General features: G+C 30.8%; 14 protein-coding genes. 5 read left to right on the plus strand and 9 right to left on the minus strand.

What is annotated here, in order from left to right; all coding sequences use genetic code 11:
* Positions 1-68: 68 nt before the first annotated feature.
* Positions 69-1,391, minus strand: a complete 1,323-nt coding sequence (locus AQ1689_RS00515; protein ID WP_101915086.1) for a leucine-rich repeat domain-containing protein — start codon at positions 1,389-1,391, stop codon at positions 69-71.
* Between the two features lie 139 nt (positions 1,392-1,530).
* On the opposite strand from AQ1689_RS00515, the gene dnaG reads away from it, so the two are divergent.
* Positions 1,531-3,525 carry a DNA primase gene (dnaG, locus tag AQ1689_RS00520; RefSeq protein ID WP_101954847.1) on the plus strand — a complete coding sequence of 665 codons (1,995 nt, stop codon included), beginning with the start codon at positions 1,531-1,533 and terminating at the stop codon, positions 3,523-3,525.
* A 78-nt stretch (positions 3,526-3,603) separates the two neighbouring features.
* Here dnaG and nadE read toward each other — a convergent pair whose 3' ends face one another.
* Positions 3,604-4,392 carry an NAD(+) synthase gene (gene nadE / locus AQ1689_RS00525; RefSeq protein ID WP_101954848.1) on the minus strand — a complete coding sequence of 263 codons (789 nt, stop codon included), beginning with the start codon at positions 4,390-4,392 and terminating at the stop codon, positions 3,604-3,606.
* Between the two features lie 96 nt (positions 4,393-4,488).
* On the opposite strand from nadE, the gene gldB reads away from it, so the two are divergent.
* The 4 genes from gldB to AQ1689_RS00540 all read left to right on the plus strand — a co-directional run bounded on the left by gldB (position 4,489) and on the right by AQ1689_RS00540 (position 6,454).
* Positions 4,489-5,451: a gliding motility lipoprotein GldB gene (gene gldB / locus AQ1689_RS00530; protein WP_101915083.1), complete on the plus strand. Its 963-nt coding sequence runs from the start codon at positions 4,489-4,491 to the stop codon at positions 5,449-5,451.
* Entirely contained in the window at positions 5,451-5,786 is a 336-nt protein-coding gene (gldC, locus tag AQ1689_RS00535; protein WP_101915082.1) for a gliding motility protein GldC, read from the plus strand. Before gldB ends, gldC begins: the two co-directional genes overlap by 1 nt.
* 95 nt (positions 5,787-5,881) lie before the next feature.
* Positions 5,882-6,034 carry a response regulator gene (locus AQ1689_RS13365; protein ID WP_262509553.1) on the plus strand — a complete coding sequence of 51 codons (153 nt, stop codon included), beginning with the start codon at positions 5,882-5,884 and terminating at the stop codon, positions 6,032-6,034.
* A 33-nt stretch (positions 6,035-6,067) separates the two neighbouring features.
* A complete protein-coding gene (locus AQ1689_RS00540) occupies positions 6,068-6,454 on the plus strand; it encodes a response regulator transcription factor (RefSeq protein WP_232112325.1) in 387 nt (128 codons plus the stop codon).
* Here the strand turns inward: AQ1689_RS00540 and folK are convergent.
* The 7 genes from folK to tamL all read right to left on the minus strand — a co-directional run bounded on the left by folK (position 6,447) and on the right by tamL (position 15,667).
* Complete coding sequence (gene folK / locus AQ1689_RS00545) at positions 6,447-7,580, minus strand: 2-amino-4-hydroxy-6-hydroxymethyldihydropteridine diphosphokinase (protein ID WP_101954849.1); 1,134 nt, start codon at positions 7,578-7,580, stop codon at positions 6,447-6,449. The two genes, AQ1689_RS00540 and folK, sit on opposite strands and share 8 nt — an antisense overlap.
* A 33-nt stretch (positions 7,581-7,613) precedes the next feature.
* A complete protein-coding gene (locus AQ1689_RS00550; RefSeq protein WP_101915080.1) occupies positions 7,614-8,054 on the minus strand; it encodes a hypothetical protein in 441 nt (146 codons plus the stop codon).
* 76 nt (positions 8,055-8,130) lie between these two features.
* Complete coding sequence (locus AQ1689_RS00555) at positions 8,131-10,383, minus strand: polyribonucleotide nucleotidyltransferase (RefSeq protein WP_101954850.1); 2,253 nt, start codon at positions 10,381-10,383, stop codon at positions 8,131-8,133.
* A gap of 181 nt (positions 10,384-10,564) precedes the next feature.
* Complete coding sequence (gene rpsO / locus AQ1689_RS00560) at positions 10,565-10,834, minus strand: 30S ribosomal protein S15 (RefSeq protein WP_101954851.1); 270 nt, start codon at positions 10,832-10,834, stop codon at positions 10,565-10,567.
* Between the two features lie 156 nt (positions 10,835-10,990).
* Positions 10,991-11,848: an acetyl-CoA carboxylase, carboxyltransferase subunit beta gene (gene accD / locus AQ1689_RS00565; RefSeq protein WP_101954852.1), complete on the minus strand. Its 858-nt coding sequence runs from the start codon at positions 11,846-11,848 to the stop codon at positions 10,991-10,993.
* A gap of 188 nt (positions 11,849-12,036) precedes the next feature.
* Positions 12,037-13,104 carry a class II fructose-bisphosphate aldolase gene (gene fbaA / locus AQ1689_RS00570; protein ID WP_101915077.1) on the minus strand — a complete coding sequence of 356 codons (1,068 nt, stop codon included), beginning with the start codon at positions 13,102-13,104 and terminating at the stop codon, positions 12,037-12,039.
* Between the two features lie 112 nt (positions 13,105-13,216).
* Entirely contained in the window at positions 13,217-15,667 is a 2,451-nt protein-coding gene (gene tamL, locus AQ1689_RS00575) for a translocation and assembly module lipoprotein TamL (protein ID WP_101954853.1), read from the minus strand.
* Between the last annotated feature and the right edge of the window lie 13 nt (positions 15,668-15,680).

Here is a 15,680-nt window from a genome sequence, read left to right on the forward strand (position 1 = left end):
TTATCTAAAAATCAATACAATATAGTTCAAATTAACAAAAGGAACAATTTAGAGTCAATGAAATTAATTTAATAAAAGTGTGAGTTTGCCCTGATCCATTGATTGAGTTGCGAGGCTGTTATCTTATATTTTTGTTGAACTTCTTTCTTCTTCTTTTGTAAATGTATGCTGTTTAAAACTAAATTTTCATATTCACGAACAACAGATTTTTTAAATTTATCGTAATAATTTTTCGGATTTTCTGCTAATTGCATTGTTTTGGCTTTAAAAGCAGGAGTACCAAGTAGTGTAATCCAATTAGAAAATTGTTCGGCATTTAAATGATATTTTTCTTGAATTTGCTCTTTCTTACTTTGTAAATAAGCGGCATTAAATATGGCTTGCTCATATTCTGTAACAGCTAACTTTTTAAATTTTGAATAATAGATAGTACTGTATTTTTCAGGAGCGCCAATATCGGTTGTTTTAAGGCTGTTTTTATTTGTTGTTAAGTTAGAATATTTAGCAATCCATTGATTTAGCTGTTCAGCGTTTAAACTATATTTTTGCTGTAAATTATCTTTTTTACTTTGTGTATGAGTAGTTTCTAAAACTAATTTATCATATTCGGCAACCACCGAAAATTGAAATTTCTCATAATGACTAGCCGTACTTTCTGCTGATACTGTATTATTATTAGTTCGTGTTGTTTGCGACGAACGAACTGTTTCAACGGTTTTTTTAACTACTACAACAGGCGCTTTTTGTACATTATTTATCGTTGTTGTGTAATTTGCAGTGGCATCTTTATACCATCCTTCAGGGGTATTGTTAAGCTGTGTATCGTTTATCAAAATATTTTTTAACCTATTTGTAGTGGTGTCTAAGGTTTCTAATTTTGTACAGGCTTTAACATCTAAATTTGTTAATTTATTATAACTAGCGTACAAAGTTTCAAGATTTGGATTATCGCCTAGAATTAAACTTTCTAAATTATTACTATCGCAACTTACATAAACTAATTGATTATTATTACTAAGGTCAAGGCTATTAATTTTATTTTCACTGCAATTTAAAAAAGTAATAGAGGTGCTTTTTGATAAATCTATTTTAGTAATATTATTACCAAAACAATCTAATCGTTTTAAATTAGGGAAGCTTTCAAGCCCTGTTAAATCTTTAATTTTAGAGTGTACGTTGGGTAATAATTTGTTAGTTATTGGGTCGTTTATATTCAAATTAACCACATATTTTGCATCGCTAACCAAAATATTTCCATTTAAACCATTCGAATCAATATCTAAATCAATCAAACATTCCTCTAGGCCAATATCAGGAATTATAATGGTTTCTTGCGCCGTTGTATTTAAAGCGATAAAAAGTAAAAAATAGAAGGGTATTGTTATTTTCATAATTGGGGTTTTGTTGCAAAACTATCTATTTATATGCTTTTATCAACTAAAATTTAGAAGATATTTATTTTGTCAAAATAATGTTTAAAATCTGGTATATTTTAAAAGTGTACCTTTGCGAGTTGTATTTTATACGATTATGATAACCCAACAAACAATAGATAAAGTTTTTGAAGCTGCCCAAGTTGCTGAGGTAATTGGCGAATTTGTGCAATTGAAAAAATCAGGAAGTAGTTTTAAAGGATTGAGCCCATTTACCGATGAGCGAACACCCTCGTTTATGGTATCGCCAGTAAAGCAAATTTGGAAAGATTTTAGTACCGGGAAAGGAGGGAATGCAGTGTCTTTTTTAATGGAACATGAACATTATTCTTATCCTGAGGCTATTAAATGGTTGGCTAAAAAGTATAATATTGAGGTAGAAGAAACCGAGCAATCTGACCAGCAAAAAGAACAATTAAATGAACGAGAAAGTATGTTTTTAGCCTCTAAATTTGCTAAAGATTATTTTCACGATTTATTAATGAATAGCCAACAAGGACGTGCAATTGGTTTATCTTATTTTAAAGAAAGAGGTTTTCGAGAAGATATTATTGAAAAATTTGACTTAGGATATTGTAAGGATGAGTGGGATAATTTTACCAATGCCGCTTTATCAAAAGGCTACGATTTAAAATATTTAAAATCGACAGGATTAACCATTGTAAAAGAAGGCGGTACTCAAGACCGAAAATTTGACCGTTTTAAAGGACGTGTAATGTTTCCGATACATAGTATGTCGGGGCGAATTTTAGGTTTTGGAGGACGAATTTTAACCAATGATAAAAAAGCAGCAAAATATTTAAATTCACCAGAAAGTGATATTTACCATAAAAGTAAAATTTTATACGGAATTTATCAAGCAAAAAAAGAAATTGCAAAGCTTGATAATTGTTATTTGGTAGAAGGATATACCGATGTTGTTTCTTTTTATCAATCAGGAATTGAAAATGTGGTAGCTTCATCAGGAACGGCATTAACGCCCGATCAAATCCGATTGGTAAACCGTTTGACTAAAAATATTACGGTTTTATTTGATGGTGATGCGGCAGGAATTAGGGCATCTATTCGAGGAATTGATTTGATTTTAGAGCAAGGAATGAATGTAAAAGTGGTTTCTTTTCCTGAAGGAGAAGACCCTGATAGTTTTGCAAAATCACATTCTACCGCTGAATTAAAACAGTTTTTAGAAGATAAATCGCAAGATTTTATTGAATTTAAAGTTTCTTTACTAATGGAAGAAGCAAAGAACGATCCTGTAAAAAAAGCGGGATTAATTCGTGATATTGTAACGAGTATTTCAAAAATTCCTGACGGTATTCAGCGAGAAGTTTACGTGCAAGAATGTGCGCGTATTATGGATATTTCCGAACAAGTTTTATTTAATGAATTAGCGCAGTTGTTAAATAAAAGTGTTGCAAATTCGAATAAACGAAGTTCAAATCAGCCAACGGCATCTTATGCTGAAACGGCATCGCAAGCCTCTATGGGGGTTGTAAAAGGCGGTGGAAAAGGACGCAAAGAAATTAATCAATTAGAGATTTTAGAAAAAGAAATTATCAGAATATTATTATTGTACGGTAATGAAGTGGTCGACTTTGTAAATTGGGTGGCTACAGTTGATGAAAAAGGGCAGCCTGTTTTAGAAAAAGAAGAATATCAAAATACGGTTTCAAACGAGTTGTATTTAAATTTACAGGAAGATGAAATTGAGTTTGCCAATGAGCTTTTTAAATTAACCTATTATCAGTTAGTACATCAATTAAATCAAGATGAAAAAATTTCTATTGATAGATTGATAATGCACGAAAATCAAGAAATAGCAAGCTTGGTAACCAATATTTTAATGGATGAAGAAAAATATTCGTTAAGCGATTGGGAGCGCAAAGAAATTGTGGTTACAACGGCTATAAAAGTATTACCGAAATTAGTTTCTGATGCTGTTTTAAGATTAAGAACTATTTTAATTAAATTAAAGATTGAAGAAATAATGCATGAAGTACAAACGAATAAAATTATACCTAATTTAGAAGAAATATCAAATTATAACAGTTTAAGAACTCGTCTTTTTAATCAGTTGAATCGGGTAGTTTAATGGTTTTTAAAAAAAGATAAACGTCATGCTTAAATAAATTCAGCATGACGGATTCTATTTCTTATTTTCAAAATTAATTTACTTCAATTCACTAGGAATTTCACAAACAGGAATCGGAATCATTTTATGTTGATTGATGCGATTTAATCGAGTGTAAATTTTAAAAACTTCTAGTTCTCTGTTTTCAAAATCAGCTTCCGTTTTTCCTGAATCTAACATTTTCATTGCCCATTCTAATTCATCATAAGAAGCGCCAATTTGATCTTCATCTGTTCTGCTATCGCCAAAAAGTCCATCGGTAGGTTGGGCATTTTGTATCGAATCAGGTACTTTTAAATGTGCTGCCAAGGCATAAACTTCCGATTTTACTAAATCGGCAATTGGGCTTAAATCGACACCGCCATCGCCATATTTTGTGTAAAAACCTACGCCAAAATCTTCTACTTTATTACCTGTTCCGGTAACTAATAAACCGTGTAATCCTGCAAAATAATATAAGGCAGTCATACGTAAACGAGCACGTGTGTTTGCTAAGGCTAAATCGGTTTTTGCAGATGTTTCTACTTCAGGAACAACACTTTTAAAACCTTCAAAAACACTTGTTAAATCTACTTCAGCTTCACTAACGTTGCTAAAACGCGCTTTTAACTGTTTAATATGTTCGTTGGCTCTGTTTACTTGGCTTTCAGCTTGATGAATTGGCAATTCAACACATAAAACTTTTAAGCCAGTTTGGGCACATAAGGTTGAAGTTACCGCGCTATCGATACCTCCAGAAATACCTAGTACAAAACCATTTACTCCCGCTTTATTGGCGTATTCTTTTAACCATTTTACAATATGTTCAGAAACTTTTGGCGTATTCATAATCAACTATATTTTATAAGGGTTTATATAAAAATGATATAAACTATTTTAGTAATTTCGACGTTGTAATATTAAATGTAAATATACTATAAGTTCATGAGAAAATTTTTAGCACTTTGTGTTTTAGTTTTAGCGATAATATCTTGTAAAAAAGAAATTAATTCTAAATTAAAAGTAGATGTATCGAACATAAAAGTTAATGTAAAAATAGATAGATTTGATGTAGATTTTTATAAAACAACTCCTGCCGATTTAGGTAAAACGAAACTGAAATATCCATTTTTATTTCCGCAAGAACCCGACAGTGTTTGGATTAATAAAATAAACAATAAAGATGAACGTGAATTGTATGATGAAACACAAAAAGTATTTTCTAATATAACTGGTTTAACGACTGATTTAAATTCATTTTTTAAGCATTTAAAATACTATAATCCGAAGGCTAAAACACCAAGAGTAATTACGATGCTTACCAATATTGATTATGATAACCGCATTGTTTTTGCCGATAGTTTATTGCTTATTTCTTTGGATGCTTATTTGGGTAAAAAACATCCTTTTTATAGTGAATACCCTGCGTATATAAAACAAAACAATGAAAAAGAACAGGTTATTGTCGATGTAGCAAAAGCCATTTTAAATGCGCATAAGTTTTCTAAAAAACCACGAAGTTTTGTTGATAAAATGATTTATAAAGGTAAAAAAATGTACCTATTAGATGCGTATTTACCAGCAGTTTCTGATTCGTTAAAAATAGGATATTCACAAAATAAAATGCGTTGGGCAGAAAGTAATGAAGCGCAAATTTGGAAATATTTCATCGAAAAAAACATGCTATATAATACTGATAAAGAGCTAGATATTCGCTTTTTAGATATTGCGCCTTTTTCAAAGTTTTATCTAGAAAAAGATAGGCAATCTCCAGGAAGAATAGGGGAGTTTATTGGTTGGCAAATAGTGCGTTCGTACATGCAAAAGAATGATGTATCTTTGCCAGAATTATTACAAAAAAATGAAGCTGAAATCTTCATAAAATCAAACTATAAACCAAAGAAATAATGGCGATAGAGCACACTTCTAAAATAACATTTACAATAGGCTTAGACGAAAATAAAATCCCAGAACAAATTTCATGGAATGCCGAAGATGGAGGCATTGATAATGAATCATCAAAAGCGATTATGTTATCAGTTTGGGATCATAAGAAAAAAGATACTTTACGTATGGATTTATGGACCAAAGATATGCCTGTTGATGAAATGAAGCAATTTTATCATCAAACATTAGTGTCAATGGCAAGTTCATTTGAAAGAGCTACCGATGATAAAAAAATGGGTGATACCATGCGTGATTTTTGTGAGTATTTTGCTGAAAAATTAGAATTGAAAAAATAGTTTTAAAACATTTTTAAAACCTAAAAAAGCAGCTTAATAGCTGCTTTTTTTTTAGAACCTGTTTAAATTTTATCTAAAAAAGTATTTTTGAGTCGATTCCAGAATATAATATTTTACTAGCAACTAGTGATGGTTCAGAAATATTAAAATATATAGAAAACAATAAGACCCAAAAAATTGACCTTATTATAACAGATATTACAATGCCTAAATTAGATGGTATTTCTTTAAATAAAGCAATAAAATAAAAAAAATCAGCAATTAAAACACTTATTGTAAGTATGCACATAAATGCTGAAATGATAGCCGTTTTAATACATGATAATGTAGATGGTTATGTGCCTAAAAATGCCGAAAAGGAAGAGTTATGCAATGCTATTGAAATAATTTTAAAAGGTGAAAAATATTTTTCCAAAGAAATAAAAGATATGTATCTAGAAAGTAAATTATTAAATAAAAAAGAAGAATTAGTTAAATTAACACAAAGAGAAAAGCAAGTGGTTACCCTGATTGCTCAAGAATTTACAACACAAGAAATTGCAGACACCTTATTTTTAAGCAAACACACTATAGAGAGCTATCGTAAAAATTTAATGTTGAAATTAGATGTAAGAAATATTGCAGGCTTAACCAAGTATGCTTTAAGGATGAATTATTTAGCTAATTAATAGTATGTTGTACTATTTTATCGATTATAAATCTATAATCTTCTGGATTATTTACAAAATCTAACTCAGAAACATCAATTACTAAAATATTTAATTCAGGTACTTTTTTTATAAAATTACTATAGCCATCTTCTATTTTTTGCAAATAAGTTGCTGCTATATTTTGCTCGTAAGCTCTTCCTCTATTTTTTATGTTTTCAAGTAAACGCTCGGTATTTTGATATAAATACACATATAAATCGGGCTTTTTAACTTCTTTATAAAGTAAATCAAACATTTTTTGATACAAGGTGTATTCTTCTTTTGGTAAGGTTACTTGTGCAAAAATTAACGATTTAAACATATAATAATCAGAAATAATACAATTTTTAAAGCCGTTAAATTGTGCCAAATCATCGGTTAATTGCTGGTGTCTGTCCGCAAGAAAGCTCATTTCTAAAGGAAAAGCATAGCGCTCTTTATCTTGATAAAATTTAGGTAGAAAAGGGTTGTCTGCAAAACGTTCTAAAACAAGTTTTGAATTAAAATTATGAGCCATCATAGTAGATAATGATGTTTTTCCTGCACCTATATTTCCTTCAATAGCAATGTAATTATAAGTGTCTGATATCGTTATAGGTATTTTTAAAGTGTCTTTAATTTTTGAAATTTCAGAGGTATCGCTACAATTTATTAAACAATCGTGTAAGTTTTTTTTTGCTGTTGGATGAAGTATGTTTTTAGCAATTTCAACCAATGGTACTAACACAAATTTACGTTGTAACATTCTAGGATGTGGTACAATCAAATTTTCTGAAAAAATAATTTCATCAGTATATAATAAAATATCTAAATCAATAATTCGGTCGGTATAACCACTTTTATTTTTTCGAGTTCTACCTAATTCATCCTCTAAAGAAAGTAGGTGTTTAATTAAGTTTTCAGGCGATAAATGCGTGGTAAGTTTAATGCAGGTATTGTAAAAATCGGCACCATCAAAACCCAAAGAAGGAGTTTCATATACGGAGGCTATTTTTTGTATTGTACCAATACTGCTAGCAATCAAATTGATTGCGTTTTGTAAGTTTTCTAGTCGATTACCTTGGTTGGTTCCTATTGATAAATAGGTGATTTGTTGTTTTTTCATAAAAAGAGCACAAAGAAACTGAAAAAAGAGTTATTATTTAGCTATTTGTTTTAATTCTTTTAGTTTTTCTTGAGCGTCAACTTTATCATTAAAAAACAAGCTTTTAGAATTAATAATGATATATTTTTCAAATATACTCGCTGTTTTACTCATTTTTACCGTGGTGTATTTCGTTGTTTTTAGCCTAAAACTACTAATATCTCCAATTTTATCAAAAGTATAGGTTTCAGGTGTGCGAAATTGTTTCTTTAAAATTAAGGTGTTGTTTTCTATTTTTGCATTGCAAACAAACAAAAATAAGTAGCTTAAAAAACTAATAAAAGTTAAAAAAATGATGCTTCCAAATATTATTTTACCGTTGATTCCTTGGTTTATAACCGTATTAAAAATTATAGGAATTAATAGTATGGGCGCTAACAAACTAAGGTATAAACTTAAATTTGTAAATTTTGAAGATAATTTAATGCTTTTCATGCAATATAATTTTTTGCGAATATAAAAAAAACCGCTAAAATAATTTAGCGGTTTTAAGATTGTGTAAAAAAGAAAATTAATCTTCTTTTTTAACTTCTTTTACTTCTCTAGGTTCTCTTGGAGCTCTAGGTTTTCTGTCATCACGACTTCTGTCATCACGACTTCTGTTATCTCTAGGCTTATTTTCTCTTGGTGGTCTTGCTACATAACCTTCTGGTTTTGGTAACAATGCTTTACGAGAAACTTTTTCTTTACGAGTTCTAGGGTCAAGTCCGAAGTATTTTACATCAAATACATCACCCATTTTAACTACGTCAGAAACGTTTTCTGTACGTTCCCAAGCTAATTCACTAACATGTAATAAAACTTCATTTCCTGGAGCATCTGCATATTCTACAACAGCACCAAAATCTAACATTTTAATTACTTTTACTTCGTAAGCACTACCAACGGTAGGTTTGAAAAGCATCGACTCAATACGTGTAATTACTTTTTCAATTCCTTCAGGATCAGTTCCTAAAATTTCGATAATTCCTTCTTCAGTTACAGCGTCTTCAGTAATTACAATTGTAGTTCCTGTTTCTTTCTGTAATTCTTGAATATGTTTACCACCTGGTCCGATAAATGCACCAATCATATCATTCGGGATACGACGGTTAATCATTTTAGGAGCATGTTCTTTAACTTCTTCGTTAGATTGAGAAATAGTATCCGTTAATTTTCCTAAGATATGTAAACGACCTGCACGAGCTTGTTTTAGTGCATTCACTAAAATTTCGTACCCTAATCCTTTCACTTTAATGTCCATTTGACAAGCAGTAATTCCTTCAGAAGTACCAGTTACTTTAAAGTCCATATCACCTAAATGATCTTCATCACCTAAAATATCAGATAAAACAGCGTAACGATCACCATCAGAAATTAATCCCATAGCAATACCAGAAACTGGTCTTGTCATTTTAACACCTGCATCCATTAAAGCCATTGTTCCAGCACAAACTGTAGCCATTGAAGAAGAACCGTTAGATTCTAATACTTCAGATACAACTCTTACTGTATAAGGGCAATCAGCAGGAATCATTCCTTTTAAACCACGTTGCGCCAAGTTACCATGACCAACCTCTCTACGAGAAGTTCCTCTTAATGGTCTTGCTTCACCTGTACAAAAAGGAGGGAAGTTATAATGTAAATAGAAATTCTCTTCACCTTCGTAAGATGGCATATCTATTTTGTTAGCATCTCTAGATGTTCCTAAAGTAACGGTCGCTAATGCTTGCGTTTCTCCACGAGTAAATATTGATGAACCATGTGTTGATGGTAAATAATCTACTTCACACCAAATTGGTCTAATTTCGTCAGTCTTACGACCATCTAAACGTAAACCTTCCGCTAAAGTTAATTCTCTAACCGCACTTTTTTGAGCTTTGTTGAAATATTTTCCAACTAACTCAGCATAATCAGCTAATTCTTCTTCAGTAAATGAAGCTTTTACTTCTTCTTTTACCTCAGCAAAAGCTGTTGTACGTTCTACTTTTGATGTTCCTTTTTTAGCGATAGCATAACACTTATCGTAAGCAAGTTCATGTATTTTTTCAGCTAATGCTTCGTCTTCTCTTTCTCCTTCGTAAACTCTTGTTTCTTTCTTTCCGAAAGCTTCCGCTAAACGAACTTGAGCAGCACATTGTATTTTAATAGATTCATGAGCAAATTTAATTGCTTCAGCCATTTCTTCTTCAGAAATTTCATCCATTTCACCTTCAACCATCATTACTGAATCAGCTGAAGCTCCAATCATCATATCGATGTCAGATTCTGCTAATTGAGCTCTGTTTGGGTTGATTACAAATTCACCATTTACTCTAGCAACACGTGCTTCAGAAATAGGACATTCGAAAGGGAAATCAGATAATTGAATAGCTGCAGAAGCTGCTAAACCTGCTAATGCATCTGGCATAACATCTTCATCATGAGACATTAATTGGATCATTACCTGTACTTCAGAATGATAATCTTTTGGAAATAATGGACGTAAAACACGGTCTACTAAACGCATTGTTAATACTTCACCATCACTTGGTCTTGCTTCTCTTTTAAAGAAACCTCCTGGATAACGACCTGCAGCAGCAAATTTTTCTCTATAATCTACCGTTAAAGGTAAAAAATCAACTGTTCCTGCTTTGTAGCTAGATACAACAGTACATAACAACATTGCTTTTCCCATTTGAACAACAACTGAACCATGAGCTTGTTTTGCTAACTTACCAGTTTCTAATGAAATGGTTCTTCCATCTCCTAGGTCAATGACCTCTCTAAATACTTTTGGAATCATAAATTTTAATTCTAAATTTTTAAATTGTTTGTTGTTGTTGTGTTGTTGTTTTGTTGCAATGGAAATTCAAAATTGTTGTTAAAAATTTTGAGTTTTTTATATAAATTTCTATTAGTTAGATAGAAATGAATTTTTTTAAAATAAAAAAGAGGCACGTTTATAGAGCCTCTTTTTTTGAGAATTATTTTCTAATTCCTAATTCTACGATAATCGCACGATATCTGTTGATTTCAGTTTTCTTTAAGTAATCAAGTAAACTTCTACGTTTTCCTACCATTTTCACTAATGAACGCTCTGTGTTAAAATCTTTACGATTTTGCTTTAAGTGCTCAGTTAAGTGGTTAATTCTGAAAGTGAACAATGCAATTTGTCCTTCCGAAGTTCCTGTATCAGTTTTGCTTTTACAGTGTTTTTCGAATAATCCTTCTTTTACTTCTTTAGTTAAATACATTCCAATATTATTTAAATGATTTTTATGTACATCAATGAGCTATTCATTGAAGCTACAAAGATACAAATAAAATTTTAGTTGAATTGTATGCTAAACTAAAAGTGTTTTTTTGTTGATAAAAAAATAAAAAAAGCCAGCGTTTACTGGCTTTTAATTTTAGGCTCTTATAGGTTGATTCTGTATTAAATCGATATATAAGTTAACTTGTTTTTTTAATTGCTTACGTTCATAAATTGCATCTAAGAATCCGTGTTCTAATACAAATTCTGAACGTTGAAAACCTTCAGGTAATTCTTTACCAGTGGTATCTTTTACAACACGAGGTCCTGCAAAAGCAATCAAAGCATTTGGTTCAGCGATATTAATATCACCTAACATTGCAAATGAAGCAGTTGTTCCTCCTGTAGTAGGATCAGTACATAATGAAATATACGGAAGTTTAGAATCTGCTAATTGAGCCAATTTTGCAGAAGTCTTTACCAATTGCATTAATGATAAAGAAGCTTCCATCATACGTGCTCCTCCAGATTTTGAAACCATTAAGAATGGAAGTTGGTTTTTAATAGCGTAATCAATTGCTCTGGCTATTTTTTCTCCTACTACAGATCCCATTGACCCTCCAATAAAAGCAAAATCCATTGCGGCAATTACAATATCTTTTCCGTTTGATTTACCTACTGCTGTACGAACAGCATCTTTTAATCCCGTTTTCTTCTGTGCCGCTTTTAAACGATCGGGATAATTTTTGGTGTCTTCAAAATTTAAAGGATCTTTAGAGGTTAGTGATGAATTTAATTCTTTAAATTTATTGTTATCAAAAAATAATTCAAAATATTCATTACTTCCAATACGAACATGGTAGCCGTCTTCAGGGCTTACATATAAGTTTTTCTTTAATTCCTCTGTATCAATAACCTTACCACTTGGAGTTTTATACCACAAGCCTTTAGGCGTATCTTTTTTTTGTTCGGTAGGGGTTTGAATCCCTTTGTCTTTACGTTTAAACCAAGCCATAGTTTAGTTTATGTTTTGTTGTTTGTTAGTAATTAACTCATTCATTTTAAGAAAAGAGCCGACGACAAATGTAAATTATTTTTGCGAACTTTACTTTTTATAAATTAAAAAAAGCACTTAGAGGGTTCTAAGTGCTTATTTATAGTTTGTTATAACAGTGTGTAATCAGTTATAATTTATTGTAATTCTTATAAAGTGTTTACGTTATTTAAGTCTTCAAAAGCTTTTTTCAAACGAGTTTTGAAAGTTAATTCTCCTTCACGTAGCCATTTACGTGGGTCGTAATATTTTTTGTTTGGTTGCTCACTATCGTCAGGATTACCAATTTGACTTGATATATAGTCTTTTTTAGCTAAGATATAATCACGAGCTCCTTCAGTAAAGGCATATTGTAAATCAGTATCAATATTCATTTTAATTGTACCATAACCAATAGCTTCTCTAATTTCTTCTAAGGTAGAACCTGATCCTCCGTGAAAAACAAAATCGATAGTATTATGAGGTACATTGTACTTTTCAGAAATATATTCTTGAGAATTCTTTAATATTTTTGGTGTTAATTTTACATTTCCAGGTCTGTAAACTCCGTGAACGTTACCAAAAGCGGCAGCAATGGTAAACTGATCACTTACTTTCATTAATTCTTCATAAGCGTAAGCAACTTCTTCGGGTTGTGTGTATAATTTAGAAACATCCACATCTGAATTGTCAACACCATCTTCTTCACCACCTGTAATTCCTAATTCAATTTCTAAAGTCATCCCTATTTTACTCATACGAGCTAGGTATTTTTTACAAATTTCAATATTTTCTTCAATTGGTTCTTCAGATAAATCAATCATATGAGAACTGTATAATGATTTTCCTGTTTCTTTATAGAACTGCTCACTAGCATCAAGCAAACCATCAATCCAAGGTAATAATTTTTTAGCCGCATGATCGGTGTGTAAAATTACTGGAATTCCGTAAGCTTCGGCTAATAAATGCACGTGTTTTGCACCTGCAACAGCACCTGCAATAGCTGCTTTTTCATCTTTGTTCGATAATCCTTTACCAGCATTAAATTGTGCTCCACCATTAGAAAATTGAATAATTACGGGCGCATTTAATTCTTTTGCAGTTTCTAAAACGGTATTTACCGAGCTAGAACCTACAACATTTACAGCAGGTAAGGCAAATTTTTTATCTTTTGCTAATTGAAATATTGCTTGGACTTCTTTTCCGGTGGCAACTCCAGCTTTAATAGTATGAGACATTGTGTTATGTTTTTTTAGTTGTGTTAAGTTGTTTTTAGCGTGTCAAAAATAAGAAATTTTAAATGCTTTTGCTTACAATAACTGCTTGCTACTTGTTAATTTTTATTTTTTTTTAAAAAGGATAATTAATTCCGATATTTAAGATAGAATTTGAAAAATTATGATTTTTAAACCATCGATCATTTTTTAAATAAGGTTCGTGCATTTTAAAGCCTAAATCTAATCGTGCAATTAAAAAGCTAAAATCGTATCGAAGCCCAAAACCTGAGCCAACAGCAATATCTGTTATTGATTTTAGCTCGTTAAATTTAGCAACACCATCTGTGTATTTAGAATTGGTAAGGTCCCAAATATTTCCTGTATCAACAAATAAAGCGCCTTTTAAAGCGCCAATAACGTTAAATCGATATTCAAAACTCGATAAAAATTTTAAACTTCCTATATTATATTCTAATCCTGGTTGTCGTGTTCCAGGTCCTAAAGAGTAGGTTCTCCAGGCTCTAACATCATTAGAACCACCTGTAAAATAACTGCGTGAAAAAGGAATACTAGCATTATTATAGGTTATAATTGCTCCTAAAAATGTACGATGTGCTAAAACGGTATTATTTCCTAAATTCCAATATTTTTTATATTCAACATCTGCTTTAAAATATTGAGCGATAGGAATTTTTAAAACTGTTTTCTGGTTCCGATTATTTGTTTTTTTAGATATAACTCCCATTAAGTTTCCAGCATTAGCAACTCGAAATTTAAGGAAAGAAAAATTGGTGTCTTTGGTATTTTGTTGATTATTATAGGTGTAGGTGAAAGCAATTTCAGGGATTAAAAAATCGGAAGTAATAATGTTGTATCGGTTAAGAATATTAAGGTTATTCTGATATTTTAAAGGTTGGGTGTTTTTAAACGAACCGTCGGTAGCGATATTTCGCATAAATTGTAAAATATCGGCTGAGTTACCAGGCTGATTTGTAGGTAATGTATATTTAGAAGAGGCAGTTGCTACTTCTTTTAGTTTAAAATATTCTGAATTATAGATACTAAAGTAATTATTAACATTTAAGTTTCTAATGTATTGTACATTAAGTAATTCTAGTTGTAATGATTTTTGCTTGTTGTAAATCCATTTATAATCTAATCCGATGGTAATATTCTGATTATCTAAGCCAATATTTTTTTGATTACCCGCCCCAATTAAAAACTTTGTTTTTGGAAACATTCTCTTCGGAATAAGTCTTTTTAGCCCAAAAGGTGCTACAAAACGAGGGATTTCTAAGCTAAAATCAGCGCCCATTTCCCAGCCAAGCCCGTTATTGGAATTAAAATAAGATCCAAATGCCGAAAATTTAAATATTTCAGCACCTTTAAAAGTATTTCTGTTAATTAATGAATATTTTAGAGAAACATCAAAATTTCGAATATTAGAACGAGACAATTCAGCATCAAAACCTAGTGTATATTTTTCAATAGGTGTTAAAAAAATGTTTGCGTTTAATTCGGTGTTATTTAATTCATCATATCGAATAGAGGTTGTTTTAAAGTTTTTTAAGCCTCTTAAGTGTTTTCTAGTTAGGTTTTTATAGAAATCACTATAAACCGTATTGGGTTTTATAAATAATGATTGGGCAAGTATTTTAGGATTGTATTTTAATTTTTTATGTGCATAAAAAGCAATTCCTTTGTATAAAACAGTGTCTTTGTAAATGCTGTTTCGTTTATTATAGGTATAATCGGTATATACATTGATTTTCTTTATTTTTTGAACCTTAAAAGGAATAACTCTATCAGAAATATTAATAGTTACTTTGGTTTTCTGATAATTTTGGAGCGTATCATTTTCAAATGAAATATAATTTTCATTAAAATGATAAATTCCTTTATCTCTAAAAAAAGTAACCAGCCTGTTTGCTTCTTTAATAAAATGTGCATCTTTATATTGATTTCCTGCTTGAAGAAAACTATTTTCCTTTGATTTTTTATATAAAGAATCAAGGGTAGGGGCGGCTATTTGGGTTTTAATTAGGTTTAAAAAAGAAGGTTTTCCTTTTGTCACTTGATAAGAAATGCTTCCTTTTTTGTTGCCAATAGTATCTTTTTGAAACGAAACTTTTGATCTAAAATAGCCTTCTGTCTGAAAGTAGGCATTTAAGTTATCTGCTGTTTTTTTTGTTTTTTTATCATCAATAATAATAGGAGATTCTCCACTATTTAAAAACCAGTGATTAAGCCCTATAAGAGCTTTGGCGACTGATATACTTTGTTTTTCAGAAAATCCTTTTTTAAAAAACGAATATGTTTTAGGGTTTTTAATCCCCCATTTTGAAGGTGTTTTAGCTCCCTTCGGATTTCCTAAATTGTAAAAATATAATGACAATGGCACTCCTAAAGCTTTTGCATTAGGTCGTTGCATAAGTAATTCGGTAATGTTTTGATTGGTGTTTTTTACACCGTCAATATACACCGTATTTTTTGCTAGTAATAACTCATTTTCTTTAACAAATTTTATGGTACTGCAGGCGCTGAATAAGATGACTAATAAAAAGAGGAAAGAAAGTTTTTTCATTAACTTTACGGCT

Origin of the sequence: Tenacibaculum finnmarkense (assembly GCF_900239185.1) — a bacterium.
GTDB classification, from domain to species: domain Bacteria; phylum Bacteroidota; class Bacteroidia; order Flavobacteriales; family Flavobacteriaceae; genus Polaribacter; species Polaribacter finnmarkensis.

Coding starts and splice junctions, on each gene's coding strand:
- AQ1689_RS00515 (WP_101915086.1), bottom strand. CDS start 1,391: ATGAAAATAACAATACCCTTCTATTTTTTACTTTTTATCGCTTTAAAT.
- accD (WP_101954852.1), bottom strand. CDS start 11,848: ATGGCTTGGTTTAAACGTAAAGACAAAGGGATTCAAACCCCTACCGAA.
- AQ1689_RS00540 (WP_232112325.1), top strand. CDS start 6,068: ATGCACATAAATGCTGAAATGATAGCCGTTTTAATACATGATAATGTA.
- gldC (WP_101915082.1), top strand. CDS start 5,451: ATGGCGATAGAGCACACTTCTAAAATAACATTTACAATAGGCTTAGAC.
- dnaG (WP_101954847.1), top strand. CDS start 1,531: ATGATAACCCAACAAACAATAGATAAAGTTTTTGAAGCTGCCCAAGTT.
- AQ1689_RS00555 (WP_101954850.1), bottom strand. CDS start 10,383: ATGATTCCAAAAGTATTTAGAGAGGTCATTGACCTAGGAGATGGAAGA.
- tamL (WP_101954853.1), bottom strand. CDS start 15,667: ATGAAAAAACTTTCTTTCCTCTTTTTATTAGTCATCTTATTCAGCGCC.
- nadE (WP_101954848.1), bottom strand. CDS start 4,392: ATGAATACGCCAAAAGTTTCTGAACATATTGTAAAATGGTTAAAAGAA.
- folK (WP_101954849.1), bottom strand. CDS start 7,580: ATGAAAAAACAACAAATCACCTATTTATCAATAGGAACCAACCAAGGT.
- AQ1689_RS00550 (WP_101915080.1), bottom strand. CDS start 8,054: ATGAAAAGCATTAAATTATCTTCAAAATTTACAAATTTAAGTTTATAC.
- gldB (WP_101915083.1), top strand. CDS start 4,489: ATGAGAAAATTTTTAGCACTTTGTGTTTTAGTTTTAGCGATAATATCT.
- rpsO (WP_101954851.1), bottom strand. CDS start 10,834: ATGTATTTAACTAAAGAAGTAAAAGAAGGATTATTCGAAAAACACTGT.
- fbaA (WP_101915077.1), bottom strand. CDS start 13,104: ATGTCTCATACTATTAAAGCTGGAGTTGCCACCGGAAAAGAAGTCCAA.